The following is a 19,159-nucleotide window of genomic DNA, read 5'->3' as shown; positions in this document are numbered from 1 at the left end:
TGGCGTTGAATTGCTACCAGCAGCATGGGCCATGATATCTCCGTCGAATTCTCAGGCGCTGCTGGACAAAATGTTCTCAGTATCAGAACTGGAGTGATAACCGACAGGGAAAAGGCATTTACACAGAATAGTGTACAGGCTCTTTTATTATTGAGTTCGGTGGCCGCCTGAGCGATCACCTTTAATACATTGGCAGTTACACAGAATTACTGACAGGCTCGCAGGTTTTCGTCAGGCCGTGGCTCTTTCGTTCCATGCATCTGTGTATTGGATATTATCGTCAACAATACGCCATGTGATTTTTTCGTACTGTAAGCTGACGCTCTCAACGTGGTTCATTTTATCGTTACCCGCCAGTTTCACATTGGGCACACCGCAGTTAACACCTGTGATTTTCACGTTTTCCATCAACACGGTGTAATAGCAGACTTCCTGCCCGGCATCGTTGATATGGTAGAAGCGAATCTCAGCGCTTTTTAACGTTTGCCCGGTAGCCGCAGCTTTATAGAGATAAGGTGTGGAACTATCTACTTCTTTCTCAATCATCATGGATGAATGCTGGCGGGTGCCGGTAATCTTCCCATTGGCGCTGTCTACAGGCAGGTTAATCCCATGACTCATTCCGATAATTTCAACGCTTCCTTCACGGTCCTGTACATCGACAGACCCTTTAATGTCTGCACCACCATCGTCTTTTAGCCACATATAGGGAGGGATTGGCATATTTACAAACTCCTTATTTTTTTCAGTAACATCATGGCTAGCACGTAAATTACTGTTGTTATTGAAAATACTGTGATTACCGATATGTAAAAGTAGAGGTCATAGAAATTGTCTGCACCTATCTCCCCTGGACCATAGAGTAGGTGGCCGATGCGGTGAGTTAATTCGTGGTCCATCCATTTTTCAGGGTTGCCAATGGAACGACCTACCGCTAACGACAGAAGAATGTATAACGTAACTTTGGAAAGTCTACGGGCAAGAGTTGGTATAGCCATTTACAACCTCAATCCAACCACGGGCCATGAGAGCGCGCATGCAAGGAACCTGCATTGGTGTTGTTCTTAATAATGCGTTTCTTATGAGTGCGTAATCAGAGTTGTGGGCTATGGTGATACAGCCCTCAGAAATGGTGCCTGGGTGTAGTCTGAACAACCCACGATGAACACCATTTATCCAGGTGCCGTCATCAATGCCCCAATCATCTCGATACAATGCAAACCACTCGTCGCGTCCAAACTCAGTCCCATAGTAAAGTTTATTAAACAGGTCCTGAGCTTTAGCTTTTGCCCATGACCCCAACCCTCCAGAACCACGCTCTACTATCCAGTATTTACCCGGAGGTAATGGGCCGTCATTTGGAACAGCACCACAGGCCCCTTTGTTACGGTATACACCCTTCCCCGAGTGCGCCATAAACACACCAACACCATAAAGGTTGAAGGGCGCATAGTCAGCACCATTCAAAAGTAACTTTCCATGTAAAGCCATATAACCCTTCGCATTGTATTGCTTTGGTATGTAAATTGTACAACCACTTAAGAAACATTGGGATAGGCAATCAAAGTATAAAAATCTGAAAATATAAGCTGAAAGGGCACTTAACACATACTAAATGTGGCACGTAGCGCAGTCGAGTAGAGCAGGACCGAGCGAAGCGAGAAACGGTCATGGTGACGCGCCTGTCGTAGCCGTAGCGACGATGTTGTAACAGGGTAAGAGATTACCTTCTGCGCACGCCGAGGCGCTAAGAATGGAATAGAGGTGATGGATGGCATAGAGGATGGCACGTGCCACTTTTTGTTGCAGAATCGGTCAGAAGTATAAAAGAAAAAAGCAGCCATAAAGGCTGCTTTTTCCCAGGGAATTTTGGTCGGCACGAGAGGATTTGAACCTCCGACCCCTGACACCCCATGACAGTGCGCTACCAGACTGCGCTACGTGCCGATTCAGTGGGGCTAATACTACCTTTTTATCCGCTGAATGCAAGGGGCAGACCGTCTGACTGAGTTATAAATAATCAATCAGTTAGCAATAAAGCGTTTTTCATCGGTCAGTACCTGCAGCAGCAGGCCAAGTTGCGGTCGCTTCTGTTTTTGCTCTTCCCCTTTGCGGTTCCAGACCTTGTAATTGCCGTTGTTATCCAGCACCAGCGTCATTTCCGGGGTGGTGATAGAGAGCGTATTGCTGTCGGCGCCCACCACCCAGTTATTGTTGCGGTTAGCGGCAAAAAGATCTTCACCCTGAGAGTACTCCCAGGCCGGTGTCCGCACGTGCAGCAGGCGCTGCATCAGGGTGGTCATCAGATCCCGATGGTCGGTGAGGCGTGTGACCTGCTGGGCAGGCGTACCGGGCCAGTGAATCACCATCGGCACCTGAATGCGGGCGCGGGACCAGCCGAAGCTGTCGCGCTGCTTGTCCAGCGGCACGCCGTGGCTGCCGGTGATGATGACCACGGTGTTATCCAGCTTGCCGCTGCGCTGTAGCGCATCCAGCACGCGACCAATCTGGCGGTCTACATTTTGCGCGCCCTGAGTATAGCGGCGCGTGAAGTCCTGCTGATTGCTCTGTTCATCGACACGGGTGCCGTTAAAAGAGATCCACGAGAACCAGCGGTTATCTTCGTTGGCATATTTACCCAGCCAGTTCATCCACTGGTTGGCGGTCTGTGCGTCCGACTGATTGTGGGCGGGCGGCAGCGAGAAGTCGGAAAGCAGCGCCTGGCGGTACAGCGGATTACCGAAACCGTCGGAGGCGAACAGCCCCAACTGGTAGCCCTGCTGATTCAGCGCGCTAATCAACGCGGCTGGCGTACGGGATGAGAGCACGCCATCCATATAGGCGGGTGTAATACCGTAGAACAGCCCGAAGATGCCGCTGTCGGCGTTGTTGCCGGGGCTCATATGCTGGGTGAAGTTGACATTCTGCCCGGCAAAATTTGCCAGCTGCGGCATGGTTTTCTCAAAGCTTGCGTAATTTAGCCCATCCACGGTAATCAGCAGTACGTTATGACCGGCGCCCATGTCGCGATAGTTTAGCGGACCGAGCGGATACTGGACCGCGGCCGCCTCCGGGTTGCCCTGTTCCACAAGGCGACGCTCATACTCCTGAGCATCCAACAGGCCGTGCTTCTCAAGGAAGCGACGCGCCGTCATCGGGTAGGAGAGCGGCAGGTTGGCGCGCTGCATGGTAATCGGGCGATAGAAATTGGCATCGGCCCAGATGTACATCAGATGGCTGGTGAAGAACGAGACGCAGAACAGCGTAGCCAGCGGTTTGCCGTAGCGGTTACGGCGGCGGCTGAGGCTGCGCAGCTTCTGCCAGCTCCAGGTGGCAAACAGCATCTCGATAAGCAGAATCACCGGCACGCCGATAAACATAAGCTGCCAGTCGCGGGCCATCTCTCCCTGATCGGGGTTGATCACCAGCTCCCAGACCACGGGATTCAGGTGTAAATGGAAACGGGTAAAGACTTCGCTGTCGATCAATAGCAGCGTCATTCCCGCCGTGGCGAAGGCCACCGACAGAAAGCGCATCAGGCGCTGCGACATCACGACAAAGGTCAGCGGGAAGAGAATCAGCAGATAGGCGGCGAACACCAGAAAGCTGAAATGCCCCGCCAGGCTGAACCACGAGTACAGGCGACCGGTCAGCGTTCCCGGCCAGTCGGCAGCCAGCAGATACCGGCTCCCGAGCAGGATTGCCACCAGAATATTGAACAGAGCAAACCAGTGCCCCCAGCTGATCATCTGGGAGACTTTTTCGCGGTAGCGCTGACGGTTAGTCACCATAACTCGTTAACATTATTCCTTAATGCGCTTTATCTTCGTGAATGGAAGAGTTCAGCGCTTCGGCGAAGGAGCGGGCCAGTATACGCCGCTGGTTGGGTGCCACGCTGCTGTTAATCAGGTTTGTGACCATATTGCCCAGAACCATCAGGGAGAGATCGGTCGGGGCGCGGTGTTTTTCAATCACTTCAACCAGTTCGCTGAGCAGCGCTTCAACGCGTTCGTCACTATAGCGGGATGTTTGTGGCATAAAAATCAGTTATCAGTCTGTTTCCGGAAAGGGAGCATCTTACCGTAGACGTCGGTTTTTTTCCGCTTTTTTATCACGGTTGCAGTGTACCGCCAACCGTGGCTGAATACCCGGCGCCTTTATGCGCCAGCGGCGATGATCGCCAGCGGCGCTTATGTATAATGGCGCAATACAGCCATATCAGGAGAGTTTAACATGAGTCTGGATATCGACCAGATAGCCTTGCACCAGTTGATCAAACGCGATGAGCAGACGCTGGAGCTGGTTCTGAGGGACAGTCTGCTGCAGGAAGGTCCGGCGGTAGAAGAGATGATGGCAGAATTACACCGGGTCTATAGCGCCAAAAGCAAAGCCTATGGTTTGTTCAGCGAAGAGAGCGAACTGGCACAGGCGCTGCGTTTGTGTCGCCAGGGTGAAGAGGATTTCCTGGGCTTCAGTCGCGCCGCCACCGGGCGCCTGCGCGACGAACTGGCGAAATATCCGTTCGCTGACGGCGGTATCGTCCTGTTTTGCCAGTATCGCTATCTGGCCGTGGAATATCTGATGGTGGCGGTGCTGAACAATCTGAGTAGCATGCGGGTTAACGAGCAGCTCGATCTCAGCACCACGCACTATCTGGATATCAACCACGCCGATATCGTGGCGCGTATCGATCTGACCGAATGGGAAACTAACCCGGAATCGACGCGCTACCTTACCTTCCTTAAGGGGCGGGTAGGGCGTAAGGTCGCGGATTTCTTTATGGATTTCCTTGGCGCCAGCGCGGGGCTGGATGCCAAAGCCCAGAACCGCGGGCTGCTACAGGCGGTGGACGACTATACCGCAGAAGCGCAGTTGGATAAGGGCGAGCGCCAGAACGTGCGTCAGCAGGTTTACAGCTACTGCAGCGAGCAACTGCAGGCCGGTGAGGAGATTGAACTTTCTTCCCTGTCCCAGGAGCTGCCGAACTTTGGGGAAAAAAGCTTTCAGGAGTTTACCGCTGAACAGGGGTACGAACTGGAAGAGAGCTTTCCGGCGGATCGCAGTACGCTGCGCCAGCTCACTAAATTTGCCGGCAGCGGCGGCGGGTTGACCATTAACTTCGACGCCATGCTGCTGGGCGAGCGTATCTTCTGGGATCCGGCAACCGACACCCTGACCATTAAAGGGACGCCGCCAAACCTGCGCGATCAATTGCAGCGCCGTACTTCCGGCGGCTGAATCGAGACTATAAAAAAAACGCCGCAATGCGGCGTTTTTCTTTTCGGCAACCCGGCGATTACGCGCGCAGGAAGTCGATGTGAGTCAGTTTCGGCTTGAACGGGTGACGCTGTACCGCCTGAACCTTCACTTTCTCTTCTTTACCGTCAACAACCACGGTCAGCACTTCAGTGTAGAACGCTTCGTTCTTCTGAGTGTTGATAACCTGGTCGTGATCCAGCTCGATAGCTACCGGCTCGGCATTGCCGCCGTAAATGATTGCCGGGAACTTGTTAGCTGCGCGCAGGCGGCGGCTCGCACCCTTACCCTGCTCTTTACGTACTTCTGCGTTGATAGTAAACATGAATGTCTCTCTATATATAAAGCCTGTTACAGGCGACCCAGCAACAGGCGAATGTTCAGCTCTGCGGCTGCAGAGCGGGCTGCATTATAGCGGCAAGGCGCTGCCGCGGCAACGTAAACCGCCGCGATGGGAAAAAGCACGCTGGTAACTTTAAACAGGCAGATATCTGGAGTAGCATCTGCGCCCAATGTCTGGCATTTGTCATGGTTCCGCTTACGCGGAGGGATTTGGAGTAAGTTAAGTGTTTGCTGAGTTTGGAGTACTGAATTTCTGGACCTATTTCTTTGGGGCGGTATTTATCGTGCTGGTACCAGGGCCTAACACCCTGTTCGTACTAAAAACCAGCGTGGCTCACGGCGTGAAAAAAGGCTATCTTGCGGCCAGCGGCGTCTTTGTCGGCGATGCGGTACTGATGTTTATGGCCTACGCCGGTGTGGCAACTCTGATTAAGACCACGCCAGTGCTGTTTAGCGTGGTGCGCTACCTGGGGGCTATCTATCTGCTGTACCTGGGGGGCAAGATGCTTTACTCCACCTTTATTCTCAAAGGGCAGACATCGGATCAGGGGAGGGCGGTTCCGGGGGGGGCGATTCTGCGCCGCTCGCTGGTGCTGAGCCTGACCAATCCCAAGGCTATCCTGTTCTACGTCTCTTTCTTTGTGCAGTTTATCGACGTGAAGGCCGCGCATCCGGGCATGGCATTCTTTATTCTGGCCAGCGTGCTGGAGCTGATTAGCTTTGGCTATCTGACCTTCCTGATCTTTTCCGGTGCCTTCGTGACCCAGTATGTGCGCACCCGCACCCGACTGGTAAAACTGGGCAATGCCCTGACCGGTATGCTGTTTGTCGGTTTTGCGGCGCGATTAGCCAGCCTGCAGTCCTGATTGTGGTTCAGCCGCGCAGTTCATTGGCGCGGCGAAACCGCCCCTGATAGTCGAAAATCTTTTCCCGTACCTGCCACCAGGCGCCTTTCTTACGGGCCACCACAAAGTCCGGGTGACGCAGCGCCTGCTGCTGCGCCACTACCTCGTCCAGCGTCAGCCAGGGCAGGGGAACGCCGGGTGCCCGGCTGTGGGGGCGGATAAACAGCTGCTCGAAAGCGGTGCGCTGGGCCCGGCTGCTGGCCCGGAAGCGTTCGCTAACGTCGGCGCCATCTTCGTCATAGTAGGTCACCTTTAGCCACGGGCCTTTGGCATCGCTGCCGTTCTCCAGCGTCATGCCGCTACAGCGCAGCACCAGCGCGTCTTTAAGCTTTAGGGCCGCTTTTAGCATATCGTCGGGGTCTACCAGCACCTGATCGCACTGATGGCAGCGCCGGGCGGCGATGTCGTTTTCGGCATTGCAGTTGGGGCACTGCTTAAAGCGGAAGCGGTAGCCGCACTGTTCGCGTAGACCTTCGTCGTCTTCAAACCAGCCCTGGCAGCGGCGCCCGAAGTGTTCAATGACAGTGCCATCGGCGGCGGTTTTGCCCCAGAAAGTATTGGCGAAGCCGCAGTCGGGGCAGAAGACCTGCACCGGGACGTTGTCGCTCTTTTTACGCGGCGCTCCCACTTCCGGGGCGTAGAGATCGTGCGGATTACCGGCATAGTCCAGGATCAGGCAGTTCTCTTTCCCGGGAGCCAGCCGCAGACCGCGACCCACGATCTGCTGGTAGAGGCTGACCGACTCGGTGGGGCGCAGAATGGCGATCAGATCGACATGGGGAGCATCGAAACCGGTGGTTAGGACCGAGACATTCACCAGATAGCGAAACTGCTGGCGCTTAAAAGCCTCAATAAGCGCATCGCGCTCGGGCCCGGGGGTATCGCCGGTAATCAGGCGAGCCCGATCGGCGGGCAGCAGGCTGGTAACCTCCCGGGCGTGCTCTACCGTGGCGGCAAAGATCATCACTCCCCGACGATCGGCGGCGAACTCTTCTATCTGGCTGATAATATGGGGCGTGATTCGTCGCTGATCTTTGAGTTCACGGTTGAGATCGCTTTCACTGAATAGCCCGTTTTCCCTGGCCTGCAGGCGACTAAAGTCGTACTGCACCACCGGCATATCCAGGCGTTCCGGCGGCGTCAGGTAGCCATGCTTAATCATATAGCGCAGCGGCAGTTCGTAGATGCAGTCGCGAAACAGCGCCTTTTCGTCGCCCCGAACCATGCCGTGGTAGTGGAACTGATAGATCCAGCCTAAACCCTGCCGGTAAGGGGTGGCGGTCAGGCCCAGCAGGCGCAGGCGCGGATTGGCGCTCTTCAGATGACTGATAATCTGCTGGTACTGGCTTTCGCTATCGTCGCTGATGCGGTGGCACTCATCGATAATCAGCAGTGAAAACTCTGCGCTGAAATGGTCAGGGTTACGGGCCACTGACTGAACGCTGCCGAAAACCACTTTTCCCTGGCTCTCTTTACGCTGCAGTCCGGCGGCATAGATATCGGCCTCCAGCCCCAGAGCGCAGTATTTAGCGTGGTTCTGGGCCACCAGCTCCTTAACGTGAGCCAGTACCAGCACCCGGCCGCGGGCCAGTCTTGCCAGTTCGGCAATAACCAGGCTCTTACCGGCTCCGGTGGGCAGTACGATGGCGGCGGGAGCGTCGTGATGGCGGAAATGCTTCAGCGTGGCGGCGACCGCCTCCTGCTGATAGGGACGTAAACGAAAAGTCATAGCGCAGGCTTCGGGTGAAACATAGCGGCATTATGCCATAACACCGCGACAAAATGGGGTTTTCCGCCGCTTTTACCGAAGGCGCGAGATCGCTATACTGACCCATTGATTGATCATTTCTTGTATCCGCGCCGCAGTGGCCGGAATCTGTAACAGACAGGCATAACAATTTCATGCGACTCGATAAATTTATCTCCCGGCAACTGGGCGTCAGCCGCGCCATTGCGGGGCGGGAGCTCCGCGCTCAGCGGGTAACCGTTGACGGCAATGTGGTCAAAGACGGGGCATTTAAGCTCCAGCCGGAACATCAGGTAGCCTTTGATGGCAATCCTCTGATTCAGCAGAGCGGCCCGCGTTACTTTATGTTGAACAAGCCTCAGGGCTACGTCTGCGCCACTGAAGATCCCGATCATCCGACCATCCTTTACTTCCTGGATGAGCCGGTGGCCCACGAGCTACACGCCGCCGGGCGGCTGGATATCGACACTACCGGCCTGGTGCTGATGACCGACGACGGCCAGTGGTCGCACAGGATTACCTCGCCGCGCCACCACTGCGACAAAACGTACCGGGTGACCCTGGAATCGCCGCTGGCGGAGGATGTCGCCCATCAGTTTGCCGAAGGGGTGGAGCTGAATGGCGAGAAAGCGCCGACCCGGCCGGCACAGCTGGAGGTTATTACCCCTACCGAAGTGCTGTTGACCATCAGCGAAGGGCGCTATCACCAGGTGAAGCGGATGTTTGCCGCCGTGGGTAACCACGTGGTGGCGCTGCATCGCGAGCGTATCGGCGCTATCGAGCTCGATCCTGAACTGGGGCCGGGTGAGTATCGTCCCCTGACCGAAGAAGAGATCGCCAGCGTCGGGCTTCCGCCGCGTTAATATCAGGAGAACATCAGTGACCACCACCGGGAAAAACTCCTCACTGGGGATCGTTTTTATCCTCGGCCTGCTGGCCATGTTAATGCCGCTGTCGATCGATATGTATCTGCCTGCGCTACCGGGTATCGCCCGGGAATTTGGCGTATCAGGCGGCAGTGCCCAGATGACCCTCAGCACCTACATTCTGGGGTTCGCCATCGGTCAGCTGCTATATGGCCCCATGTCCGATAGCCTGGGGCGTAAACCGGTGATTCTGGGAGGCACGCTGTTTTTCGCCGTAGCGGCGGTGGCCTGCGCGCTGTCTCAGACGATTGGTATGCTGATCGGCATGCGTTTCCTGCACGGTCTGGCTGCGGCTTCCGCCAGTGTGGTGATCAATGCCCTGATGCGCGACACATACTCCCGTGATGAGTTTTCGCGCATGATGTCCTTTATGATGCTGGTGACCACCGTGGCGCCGCTGATGGCGCCAATGATGGGGGGAGCGGTGCTGGTGTGGTTCAACTGGCATGCGATCTTCTGGATCCTGGCGGCCACCGCGCTGGTAGCGTCGTTGATGATCATGTTCCTGATCGACGAAACCCTGCCCCAGGAGCGACGCCAGAAGTTTCATATTCGTACCACCCTGGGGAATTTCGCGACCCTGTTTCGCCACAAGCGAGCGCTGAGTTATATGTTGGCCAGCGGCTTTAGCTTTGCGGGGATGTTCTCGTTTTTGAGCGCCGGGCCTTTTGTCTATATCGAACTGAATCAGGTTCCGGCGCAACATTTCGGTTACTACTTTGCGCTTAACATACTGTTCCTGATCGTGATGACCACTATCAACAGTCGTTTTGTTCGCAGGGCAGGGGCGGTGAATATGTTCCGCTTCGGGCTGCTTGTGCAGTTTGCCATGGCTCTGTGGCTGGTGGCGACGCAGATTGCCGGAGTGGGCTTCTGGTCCATGGTGTTGGGCGTGGCGGCGTTTATCAGCTGCGTGTCGCTGGTGTCATCCAATGCGATGGCGGTGATACTCGACGAATTTCCCCATATGGCTGGTACCGCATCGTCTCTGGCGGGGACTTTCCGTTTTGGGATTGGCGCCATTACCGGCGCGCTGCTGGCGCTGGTGGATTTCCATTCCGCCTGGCCGATGATCTGCTCAATGGCGCTGTGCGCTACCCTGTCAATTCTCTTCTATCGCTACGCCAGCCGCCGCTAACGGCGGGGCAGACTGCTTCATCGGGCGCCATCTGGCGCCCGGTTTCTTAATTCACATCAACAAAGTTACCGGTAAAACTGATATAGTTGTTTAGCTTTTGTAACGTTATGGGATGATAAAAGTCACATCTTTGTAGTAAAAAAAGTTGAGTTAGATCCCATAACAGGGTACATATAGCCCAAAATTATGGACCCCTGTCACATAAACTATCCCCGCAACGACCGAAGTTTTACGGTCATTCTGTGCGATGAAAGAGGGAAGAGGGGGACCAGGTTGATGCAATGTTCAACAACATTATGTTAACCTTTGTGCAATAATTATATGAATAACGGTACTTCCGGGGACTTCAGTTTGAACACACTACAGCTTTCCATCATCCACCGCCTGCCCAATAGCTATCGCTGGGCCGCCGGTTTAGCAGGTTCCAGTGTTGAACCGATTCCGCCCACGCCAAACGGCATGTGCGAAGATAACAGCCTGGTGGGACTTAAACTCCTGAGCCCAAACGGCGATAAGGCCTGGTCGGTGATGCGTAACCTGAGCCTGGCCCTGAGCGATATCGATGTCGAGAGTTCGATCCTTGAATGTGAAGGGGAGCCCTGCCTGTTTGTGCGCTGCCAGGACGAATATGCCACCACCTGCCGCCTGAAGAACTGCGGTGTCGCTATCGCTGAACATTTTTCCGCCACCGCGCCCTTCTAAGCTTGCGTCAGTCGGGCGCCAGTAACTGACGGGTATAGTCCGTCTCTGGCGCGTTAAAGATTCGCTGACAGTCTCCCTGTTCCACGACCTCTCCCTGCCGCAGCACCACCACCTGGTGGCAAAGCGCGCGCACCACCTGCAGATCGTGACTGATAAACAGATAAGCCAGCCGGTGCTTACGCTGAAGGCTCTTCAGCAGCGCCAGGATCTGCGCCTGTACGGTCCTGTCCAGCGAAGAGGTGGGTTCATCCAGGACAACCAGTTCGGGCTGAAGGATCAGGGCGCGGGCAATGGCGATACGCTGACGCTGGCCGCCGGAGAACTCCGATGGATAGCGGTGACGGGTCTTCGGATCCAACCCCACCTCTTCCATAGCGGTGACGGTGCGCGCTTCGCGCCCCGCAGCATCCAGCTGTGGGTGATGTACCCTCAGCCCCTCTTCAATAATCTGCTGCACCGTCAGACGGGGATTCAGAGACGAATTGGGATCCTGAAACACCACCTGGATGCGGCGTCGCACCGGTAGCATCTGCTTGCGGTTCCACTGGTGTAGCGGCTGACCGTCGAACACAATGGTTCCACTGGCGTGGATCAGGCGCAGCAGCGCCAGACCGGAAGTACTTTTACCGGAGCCGGACTCGCCCACCAGGCCGATGCTCTCTCCCGGACGCAAGGTAAAGCTCAGATTGCGAATACCGTAATGGTGGCCGACGGTACGCTTCAGGAGTCCGCGGCGGATAGGAAAAGCCACTTCCAGGTTCTCTACCTGCAGCAGCGGCGGTTGCTGCGTATCGAACGGCTCAGGATCGCCAGACGGCTCTGCCGCCAGCAGCATGCGGGTATAGTCATGGGCGGGGGCGGCGAACAGCTGAGGCATGGAATTACGCTCCACGCAGCGTCCGCGGCGCATCACTGCCACGTCGTCCGCCAGCCGCTGCACCAGATTCAGGTTATGGGTAATAAACAGCATTCCCATATTCAACTCTTTTTGCAGCTCGCGCAGCAGGGAGAGGATCTGGGCCTGAACCGTTACATCCAGCGCGGTGGTAGGTTCGTCGGCAATCAGCAGTTCAGGGTGAGTCAGTAGCGCCATGGCGATCATCACGCGCTGGCGTTCGCCGCCGGAAAGCTGATGCGGAAAGTTGTTGAGTCGCTGCTTCGGGTTGCGGATCCCCACCCGCTCCAGACAGGTGATAATTTCGGCGCGCGCCGGTTCGCGTCGCATACCGCGGTGCAGCGATAGCACCTCATAGAGCTGCTTTTCCACGTTGTGCAGCGGGTTGAGCGACACCATGGGCTCCTGAAAGATCATGGCGATGCGGTTGCCGCGAATGGCGCGCAGTTCGCTTTCCGGAGCATGCAGTAGCGGCTGGCCGTGGAAAAAGATCTCGCCGGACGGATAGCTGGCAGGCGGCGTGGGCAGCAGGCGCAGCACCGAAAGGGCGGTGACGCTTTTGCCTGAGCCGGATTCCCCCACCAGCGCCAGGGTCTGGCCCGCTTCGACATACAGCGACAGATCCTCCACCACCCGCTGTTGTCCAAAGGCGATGGAAAGCTGGTCTATCGACAGGAGCGGCGTAGTCATGGTTAACGTCCCCGGGATGGATCGAAGGCGTCGCGCACGGCTTCGAAAATAAAGATCAACAGCGACAGCAGAATCGCCAACGACAGAAAGGCGGCAATCCCCAGCCAGGGCGCCTGAAGGTTATTCTTGCCCTGTAACAGCAGCTCACCGAGGGACGGCGCACCCAGCGGCAGGCCAAAGCCCAGAAAGTCGAGCGAAGCCAGCGTGGTAATGGATCCACTAAGAATAAACGGCAGGAAGGTGAGGGTGGCCACCATGGCGTTAGGCAGCATATGGCGCAGAATAATGGCGCCATCGCTAACCCCCATCGCCTGGGCGGCGCGGATATAGTCAAAATTGCGGGTGCGCAGGAATTCGGCGCGCACCACCCCCACCAGACTCATCCAGCCAAATAGCGTCGTGATACCGAGCAGCCACCAGAAGTTGGGCTGTACCACGCTTGACAGCAGGATAATCAGAAACAGCGTCGGCATGCCGGACCAGACTTCGATCACCCGCTGGCCCCAGAGGTCAACCCGTCCGCCGTAGTAGCCCTGGAGTGCCCCCACCAGAATGCCGATAACGCTGGTACAGAGCGTGAGCATCAGGCCAAACAGAATCGAAATACGGGTGCCGTAGAGGATACGTGCCAGCACGTCGCCGCCGTTGGCATCGGTACCCAGCCAGTTTCCGGGAGCAGGGGGCGAGGGGAAGGGCCGGTCGGTGGCGAAATTGATGCTGGTGGCGCCAAAGCGAACGGGCGCCCACAGTACCCAGCCCTGGGATTCAATCTTCTGACGTAGCCAGGGATCCTGGTAGTCAGCGCGGGTAGGTAGCGGCCCGCCGAAGTCGCTTTCCCGATAGTCGGTCACCACCGGGAAGTACCAGCGGTCCTGGTAATGCACCACCAGCGGTCGGTCATTGGCAATAAGCTCAGAAAACAGGCTGAGTACGAAAATCACGACGAAGATCCACAGCGACCAGTAGCCGCGGCGGTTCTGACGAAAGCGCGCCCAGCGCGCCTGGTTGGCGGGACTAAGACGGCTCATGAACGCCCCTCGAAATCAATACGTGGATCGACCAGGGTATAGGTCAGGTCGCTGAGGATATTCAGCAGCAGGCCTATCAGGGTGAAGATATACAGGGTGCCGAACATGACCGGATAATCGCGGGAAACGGTGGCCTCATAGCCCAGCAGCCCCAGCCCGTTAAGCGAGAACATCACCTCAATCAACAGCGAACCGGTGAAGAACATGCTGATAAAGGCCGCCGGAAAACCGGCGATAACCAGCAGCATGGCGTTACGGAACACGTGTCTGGTCAGAATACGCTTTTCATCCAGCCCCTTGGCCCGGGCGGTCACCACATACTGTTTACGGATCTCATCAAGGAACGAGTTCTTGGTGAGCATGGTCAGCGAGGCGAAGCCGCCAATCACGGTAGCCAGTACCGGTAGCGCGATATGCCACAGATAGTCGGTAATTTTCTGATACCAGGGCAGGCTGTCGAAGTTGGCGCTGACCAGACCCCGTAGCGGGAAGATATCCAGCCAGCTGCCGCCGGCAAAGAAGACAATCAGTAAAATGGCGAACAGGAACGAGGGCACGGCGTACCCGACAATAATCACCGCGCTGCTCCAGATATCGAAGCGGCTACCGTTGCTGACCGCTTTGCGGATCCCCAGTGGAATCGACACCAGGTAGATAATCAGGGTGCTCCATAGTCCCAGCGAGACAGACACCGGCAGGCTCTCTTTAATCAGGTGCACCACCGAGGCACTGCGGAACAGGCTGTTGCCGAAGTCGAAGCTCAGATAGTCCTTGAGCATTTTGAAGTAGCGTTGGTGTAGCGGTTTGTCGAAGCCGTAGCGTTTGGTGATCTCTTCGATAACTTCCGGATCCAGCCCCCGGGCGCCGCGGTACTGGCTTTCCCCCGGGCGGGCGATACCGGTATGGGCGTGGCTGGCGCCGTCACCGCCGCCGGTAACGCCGGGCATTCCGGGCTCCTGACCGAACTGAATGGCGGCAATCGCCTGGTCTACCGGGCCCCCAGGCGCGACCTGAACAATAAAGAAATTCAGCGTGATGATGGCCCACAGAGTGGGGATCACCAGCAGCAGTCGACGGATAAGATAGGCGCTCATCATAATCCTCAGCGTCGTTCCGCCGGCAGGCGCGCGGCTTTGTTAATGTCATACCACCAGGTATCGAAGCCCAGCGAATAGCGGGGACGAATCTGTGGGTGGGAGAATTTATCCCAGTAAGCGAGGCGGTCAGAGGCCATATACCACATGGGCAGCATATAGAAATTCCACGTCAGCACCCGGTCCAGCGCCCGTCCCAGCGGCAGCAGTTTCTGCTCATTGCCCTGGTGGGCGATTATCTGGCTAATCAGTTTATCCACCACCGGATCCTGAACGCCCGGGGTATTCCAGGTGGAATCGATAAAGGCGGAGTCCCAGATAATCTGGAGATCGGAACTGGGATACGTCATGGCGCGATATACCGTCGGCATCATATCGAAGTCGCGGCTGCGCAGGCGGTTGGTCAGTTGGGAGTTATCCACCTGGCGTACGTTCACCCGAATGCCCAGCCGTTCCAGGCTATGGCTGAAAGGCAGCGCCCACTGGTTATTGGCGCCGCTGGCCAGCAGCAGCTCGAACGTGAAGGGTTTGCCGGTTTTCACGTTAACCAGCTTGCCGCCTTTAACTTCCCAGCCTGCCTCTTTCAGCAGCGCCAGCGCTTTCAGCAGGTTATCGCGATCGAAACCGTTGCCCCGGGAAACGGGGGGCTTATAGATTTGGCTAAAGACCTCGGGCGGCAGCGATTTCTTAAACGGCGCCAGCAGCGTCAGTTCGTCGGCCTGAGGGTAGCCGCGGGCGGCGTACTCCGTGTTCTGGAAATAGCTGTTGGTACGACTGTACGCGCCATAGAACAGCGCCTTGTTCATCCACTCAAAGTCAAACGCCAGGGTAATGGCTTCGCGCACCCGGCGGTCGGCGAATATCGGGCGTTTGACATTAAAGGCCAGCCAGCGGGCGTTCTGGGCCGAATTGTTATCCTGCTCTTCGCGCACGATATGGTGATTAGTGAAATTTTTGCCCACATAGCGGGTAGCCCAGTTTTTGGGGCTGGGTTCTTCCCGGAAATCGAAGGCGCCAGCTTTAAAGGCTTCGAAGGCGACATTGTCATCCAGGTAGTAGTCGTAGCGGATGGTATCGAAGTTCCAGCGTCCGCGGTTCACCGGCAGGTCGGCGGCCCAGTAGTCTTTAACCCGGCTAAAGATGGCGTACTGCCCCATACGCCAGGCGCTGAGGCGGTAGGGCCCGCTGGACAGCGGCGGTCTGGAGAGCGGTTCTCCCAGATTGTGATGGCGCCAGAATTTTTCCGGCATCACCGGCAGGGTAAACAGGCTCAGCATGGTGTCCTTGCTGGGCTTAGGCAGTTCAATACGCACGGTTAACCGGGAAATCGCTTTGACCTTCACGCCTTTATAGTAGATGCGGAACTGAGGCACGCCTTCGGTCATAAATTTATGGAAGGTGTATTCCACGTCTTTGGCGGTAATGGGGCTGCCGTCGTGGAATCGGGCCCGGGGATTAATGCTGATTTCGGTCCAGGCGAAGTCTTCCGGGTGGCGCGCCTTTTCGGCGATCAGCGGATAATAGCTGCCTGGCTCGTCATCTGAGGTGGCAAACAGCGCGTCGTACAGTTCGCCGGTGCGGATACCCGCGTTGCCGCGTAGCGCATAGCGGTTGAAATTATCAAAGGTGCCAATCGCTGACAGGGTGATGCTGCCGCCCTTAGGCGCGGCGGGATTTACGTAATCGAAATGGTTGAAATCGACGTCGTATTTAGGCTCTCCGAGTACGGAAAACGCGTAGCTTTCATGAATCTCCTGTGCGATGACAGAACTACTTATCAGACTAAGCAACAGGACGAACAGGCGCACAAACATCGTCGTCAGCAATCCTTTTATCAGGAAAAGCACCGCCGAAACCGCCTTTTCCTGAGGCAAACGACGAGCAGGACTAAGAAAAACCAGTGCTTTGATAATAATTTACTGGGACCGGATTGTGAAATTAATCCTGCCGTGCCTGCCATTCGATGAGTTCCCCTATGGGCAGCGGGCGACTGAACAGATAGCCCTGTAGATAGTTGACTCCCTGATCCACCAGCCAGCGGGCCTGCTCCTGGGTTTCGACCCCTTCGGCGACGGTCGTCATATCCAGACGTTTTGCCAGGGCGATAACGGCGTCCAGCACCGGCGTGGTGACGGTTTCCATACCGATACTGCTGACAAAACCACGGTCGATCTTCAGGTAGTCGAGCTTAAAGCGCTCCAGGTAGATCAGGGCGCTATGGCCGGTGCCAAAGTCGTCCACCGCGATTTCAAAGCCCTGCTGATGCAGCCAGTTGAAAACGTCGCTGGCCTCGTTTTCATTCAGCATATCGCGTTCGGTGATTTCGAAGACCAACTGGAAATGGTTGGGCGGCAGAGCGTCCACCAGATCGAGGATATCCTGCTTAAACTCCGGTGCATGCAGGTGGCTGGGAGCCAGATTAATGCCGAGCTTACTACCGGCCGGCAGAACCTGGCTTAAGCGCGGCGCGTCCCGGGCGATAAGGGTAAACAGATGGCGGGTCAGCGGTACAATAAGCTGGCGGGCCTCAGCCCAGGCGATAAAGGCATCCGGGGAGATAGCTCCCGCGCTGGGGTGCGCCCAGCGCATCAGCACTTCAACGCCGGTGAATTTCATCTCTGGCGCTTTGATGACCGGCTGCCAGACAATATGGAACTGATTACGGCGTATCGCCGTCTGGATCTCTCTGCCGTTACGCAGTCGCATCATCAGTATCAGACTACACAGCAGCCCGCCGCTTAGCCCCACGACCAGGCCCGCCAGCAGACTGAGCTGGATATCCTCAGTAGTCAGGATATCGCCATACAGCCATAGCGACATCGGATAGCCATCGAGGTCGGTGACCCGGGTGGGGTGGGGCCCCAACTGATCCACAGGAATAACCCGCGGAGAGAGGGTGGTCAGCGCTTTATCGCCGACTACCAGCGCAATACCGTTAACGTCTTTTTGGCGTTCGGTATAGAGCAGATAGGGGGTCAGGTTGACGTTCAGGGTGGTAAAAATACCACGATCCGGCACCAGAGGATTGCGGTACCAGACAGCGATAGCGGGCTTGTTCGGCAGCATGGGGGTGCCTTCCATAATCGCCAGATCCACCGCTTTATTAATATCGATACCCGCCGCCATTTGTTTTAGAGGCATATTCATATACCCCGTGGCGGAAGAGCAGTAGGCGGCGCCTTCCTTCACCAGTAAAAAGGCACGTACGTTAACGTTAAAGGCAGCATGGGAAGTCAGCTGTGAGACGATATTCCCGCAGTCCGTCATGGTTAGTGGCTGAATGGCCTGGGCCGTGGCGCCCAGCTCGCCAAAGAAGGCCTCCATGTAACCGCGAATGTCCTGGGTCAGAACATCGTAGCTGGCCTGGCGTTTGTGATATAGCCAGCTGGCGGTCAGGGAACCCGCTATCAGAGCGCAGAACAGACCAATAAGAAGGCTTAATACAGCGATTCTTTTGGGTGTTGAAAAGTAATGGTCGAATATTTTTCTGCCGGGCACGTTAGATACCAAATTAAACGTCTGTCTGATTCGGCTTTATTTTAGCCCCAGACTAAAAAGAAGCATGCTTTTACATGCGGAAATAGTCACTCATGTTAATAAAAGCATCCATAGTATTTTGCTGCTAAATGGTTTTTCTGGTCATGATCATCATAGTGTAGCCATAAAAAAAACGCTGCCCGGCAGCGTTTTTTTCTTTCTCTTTCCCTGAGAAGATATCAAGGGACTGGAATAATCTTAACTGCGGGTTAAAACCCGTCTTGCTTGATTATAACGCTTGTTCCAGTAAGGCTGGTCAAGATTGGAAATCATAACGCCGCTGCTGGTGGAAGCGTGAACAAATTGGTTATTACCGATATAGATGCCAATGTGACGACCGGTGGAACCCGCGCGGAACAGAACCAGATCGCCGGTGCGCAATTTACTGCGGGAAACGGGAGTGCCACTGCTTCTTTGTTGGGATGTCGAGCGGGGAAGTTCAAGACCAAACTGCTCACGGAACGTACGTTGAACAAATGCGGAACAATCAACGCCTCTTTTGGTATCGCCCCCCAGTCGGTAGCGAACTCCTTTCCAACTGGCATATTGATCCATCAAACGGGATTTAATATCCAGATTGTGAACCATGCTTTCGAATTCATCCTGAGAGGTCTGGAGTAAGAATCCGTTATCGCTGCCGGTGGTTGAAGGTGTATGCGTATTATTTGCGGTATTGGTGGAGCTACAGGCCGAGAGCACGGCCGCCACCGCGACTGCAGGTATCACCCGCAGGATATATCTCAAAATTGGTTGAGATGTGACCATTGTGTTTTTGATCCCTTGATGTCCTTAACGACAATGTCGTTATGAAAAATGCCAAACGTGCTGAGAATAAGTATCGAACGGGAATGAGACAAATCTGGAATAATAAAACTGTGGCGTAGCGCACATTTTTATTA

General features: G+C 55.7%; 18 protein-coding genes and 1 tRNA gene. 6 read left to right on the top strand and 13 right to left on the bottom strand.

Features of this window, described 5'->3' with window-relative positions; translation table 11 throughout:
• The first annotated feature begins 31 nt into the window (after positions 1-31).
• A complete protein-coding gene (locus SCU88_RS17460) occupies positions 32-97 on the top strand; it encodes a hypothetical protein (protein WP_175341244.1) in 66 nt (21 codons plus the stop codon).
• A 134-nt stretch (positions 98-231) separates the two neighbouring features.
• Here SCU88_RS17460 and SCU88_RS17455 read toward each other — a convergent pair whose 3' ends face one another.
• The 5 genes from SCU88_RS17455 to SCU88_RS17435 all read right to left on the bottom strand — a co-directional run bounded on the left by SCU88_RS17455 (position 232) and on the right by SCU88_RS17435 (position 4,038).
• Positions 232-723 carry a type VI secretion system tube protein TssD gene (locus tag SCU88_RS17455; protein WP_175341169.1) on the bottom strand — a complete coding sequence of 164 codons (492 nt, stop codon included), beginning with the start codon at positions 721-723 and terminating at the stop codon, positions 232-234.
• A 249-nt stretch (positions 724-972) separates the two neighbouring features.
• Positions 973-1,491 carry a tlde1 domain-containing protein gene (locus SCU88_RS17450; protein WP_175341168.1) on the bottom strand — a complete coding sequence of 173 codons (519 nt, stop codon included), beginning with the start codon at positions 1,489-1,491 and terminating at the stop codon, positions 973-975.
• A 379-nt stretch (positions 1,492-1,870) separates the two neighbouring features.
• Positions 1,871-1,947 (bottom strand) — tRNA-Pro (locus tag SCU88_RS17445).
• Positions 1,948-2,024: 77 nt separating this feature from the next.
• The gene (gene yejM, locus SCU88_RS17440; protein WP_175341167.1) at positions 2,025-3,791 is read right to left on the bottom strand and encodes an LPS biosynthesis-modulating metalloenzyme YejM; all 1,767 of its coding nucleotides are present in this window, start codon (positions 3,789-3,791) and stop codon (positions 2,025-2,027) included.
• 19 nt (positions 3,792-3,810) lie between these two features.
• Positions 3,811-4,038, bottom strand: coding sequence for a YejL family protein (locus tag SCU88_RS17435; RefSeq protein WP_138098478.1), 228 nt, complete (start codon positions 4,036-4,038; stop codon positions 3,811-3,813).
• 195 nt (positions 4,039-4,233) lie between these two features.
• On the opposite strand from SCU88_RS17435, the gene yejK reads away from it, so the two are divergent.
• A complete protein-coding gene (yejK, locus tag SCU88_RS17430) occupies positions 4,234-5,238 on the top strand; it encodes a nucleoid-associated protein YejK (protein WP_138098476.1) in 1,005 nt (334 codons plus the stop codon).
• 58 nt (positions 5,239-5,296) lie between these two features.
• On the opposite strand, the gene rplY is transcribed toward yejK, so the two are convergent.
• Positions 5,297-5,581, bottom strand: coding sequence for a 50S ribosomal protein L25 (gene rplY, locus SCU88_RS17425; RefSeq protein WP_175341166.1), 285 nt, complete (start codon positions 5,579-5,581; stop codon positions 5,297-5,299).
• Positions 5,582-5,822: 241 nt separating this feature from the next.
• On the opposite strand from rplY, the gene leuE reads away from it, so the two are divergent.
• Entirely contained in the window at positions 5,823-6,464 is a 642-nt protein-coding gene (gene leuE / locus SCU88_RS17420) for a leucine efflux protein LeuE (protein ID WP_175341165.1), read from the top strand.
• A gap of 7 nt (positions 6,465-6,471) precedes the next feature.
• Here leuE and SCU88_RS17415 read toward each other — a convergent pair whose 3' ends face one another.
• Positions 6,472-8,232 (bottom strand): DEAD/DEAH box helicase family protein, encoded by a 1,761-nt coding sequence (locus SCU88_RS17415; protein ID WP_175341164.1) that lies wholly within the window; start codon positions 8,230-8,232, stop codon positions 6,472-6,474.
• Positions 8,233-8,405: 173 nt separating this feature from the next.
• Between SCU88_RS17415 and rsuA the strand changes: the two genes are divergently transcribed.
• The 3 genes from rsuA to SCU88_RS17400 all read left to right on the top strand — a co-directional run bounded on the left by rsuA (position 8,406) and on the right by SCU88_RS17400 (position 11,016).
• Complete coding sequence (gene rsuA / locus SCU88_RS17410; RefSeq protein ID WP_138098468.1) at positions 8,406-9,113, top strand: 16S rRNA pseudouridine(516) synthase RsuA; 708 nt, start codon at positions 8,406-8,408, stop codon at positions 9,111-9,113.
• 76 nt (positions 9,114-9,189) lie between these two features.
• Positions 9,190-10,314 (top strand): Bcr/CflA family multidrug efflux MFS transporter, encoded by a 1,125-nt coding sequence (locus SCU88_RS17405; RefSeq protein WP_241666662.1) that lies wholly within the window; start codon positions 9,190-9,192, stop codon positions 10,312-10,314.
• A 351-nt stretch (positions 10,315-10,665) separates the two neighbouring features.
• Complete coding sequence (locus tag SCU88_RS17400) at positions 10,666-11,016, top strand: YejG family protein (protein ID WP_138098464.1); 351 nt, start codon at positions 10,666-10,668, stop codon at positions 11,014-11,016.
• 7 nt (positions 11,017-11,023) lie between these two features.
• Here SCU88_RS17400 and yejF read toward each other — a convergent pair whose 3' ends face one another.
• The 6 genes from yejF to mepS form a co-directional block, all read right to left on the bottom strand.
• On the bottom strand, positions 11,024-12,601 hold the full coding sequence (gene yejF / locus SCU88_RS17395; protein ID WP_175341163.1) for a microcin C ABC transporter ATP-binding protein YejF: 1,578 nt from the start codon (positions 12,599-12,601) through the stop codon (positions 11,024-11,026).
• Positions 12,602-12,603: 2 nt separating this feature from the next.
• Positions 12,604-13,629 (bottom strand): microcin C ABC transporter permease, encoded by a 1,026-nt coding sequence (locus SCU88_RS17390; RefSeq protein ID WP_138098460.1) that lies wholly within the window; start codon positions 13,627-13,629, stop codon positions 12,604-12,606.
• Positions 13,626-14,723 (bottom strand): microcin C ABC transporter permease YejB, encoded by a 1,098-nt coding sequence (locus SCU88_RS17385; protein ID WP_175341243.1) that lies wholly within the window; start codon positions 14,721-14,723, stop codon positions 13,626-13,628. Before SCU88_RS17385 ends, SCU88_RS17390 begins: the two co-directional genes overlap by 4 nt.
• An 8-nt stretch (positions 14,724-14,731) precedes the next feature.
• Positions 14,732-16,537 (bottom strand): ABC transporter substrate-binding protein, encoded by a 1,806-nt coding sequence (locus SCU88_RS17380; protein ID WP_175341162.1) that lies wholly within the window; start codon positions 16,535-16,537, stop codon positions 14,732-14,734.
• A 124-nt stretch (positions 16,538-16,661) separates the two neighbouring features.
• Positions 16,662-18,233: a cyclic di-GMP phosphodiesterase gene (locus SCU88_RS17375; RefSeq protein WP_431810034.1), complete on the bottom strand. Its 1,572-nt coding sequence runs from the start codon at positions 18,231-18,233 to the stop codon at positions 16,662-16,664.
• Between the two features lie 225 nt (positions 18,234-18,458).
• Positions 18,459-19,025: a bifunctional murein DD-endopeptidase/murein LD-carboxypeptidase gene (mepS, locus tag SCU88_RS17370; protein WP_138098456.1), complete on the bottom strand. Its 567-nt coding sequence runs from the start codon at positions 19,023-19,025 to the stop codon at positions 18,459-18,461.
• Between the last annotated feature and the right edge of the window lie 134 nt (positions 19,026-19,159).

The sequence above is a fragment of the Jejuibacter sp. L23 genome (assembly GCF_050815825.1).
Lineage (GTDB): Bacteria > Pseudomonadota > Gammaproteobacteria > Enterobacterales > Enterobacteriaceae > Jejubacter > Jejubacter calystegiae.
The sequence above is the reverse complement of the archived record's forward strand: the minus strand, read 5'-3'. Positions and strand labels throughout refer to the sequence as shown.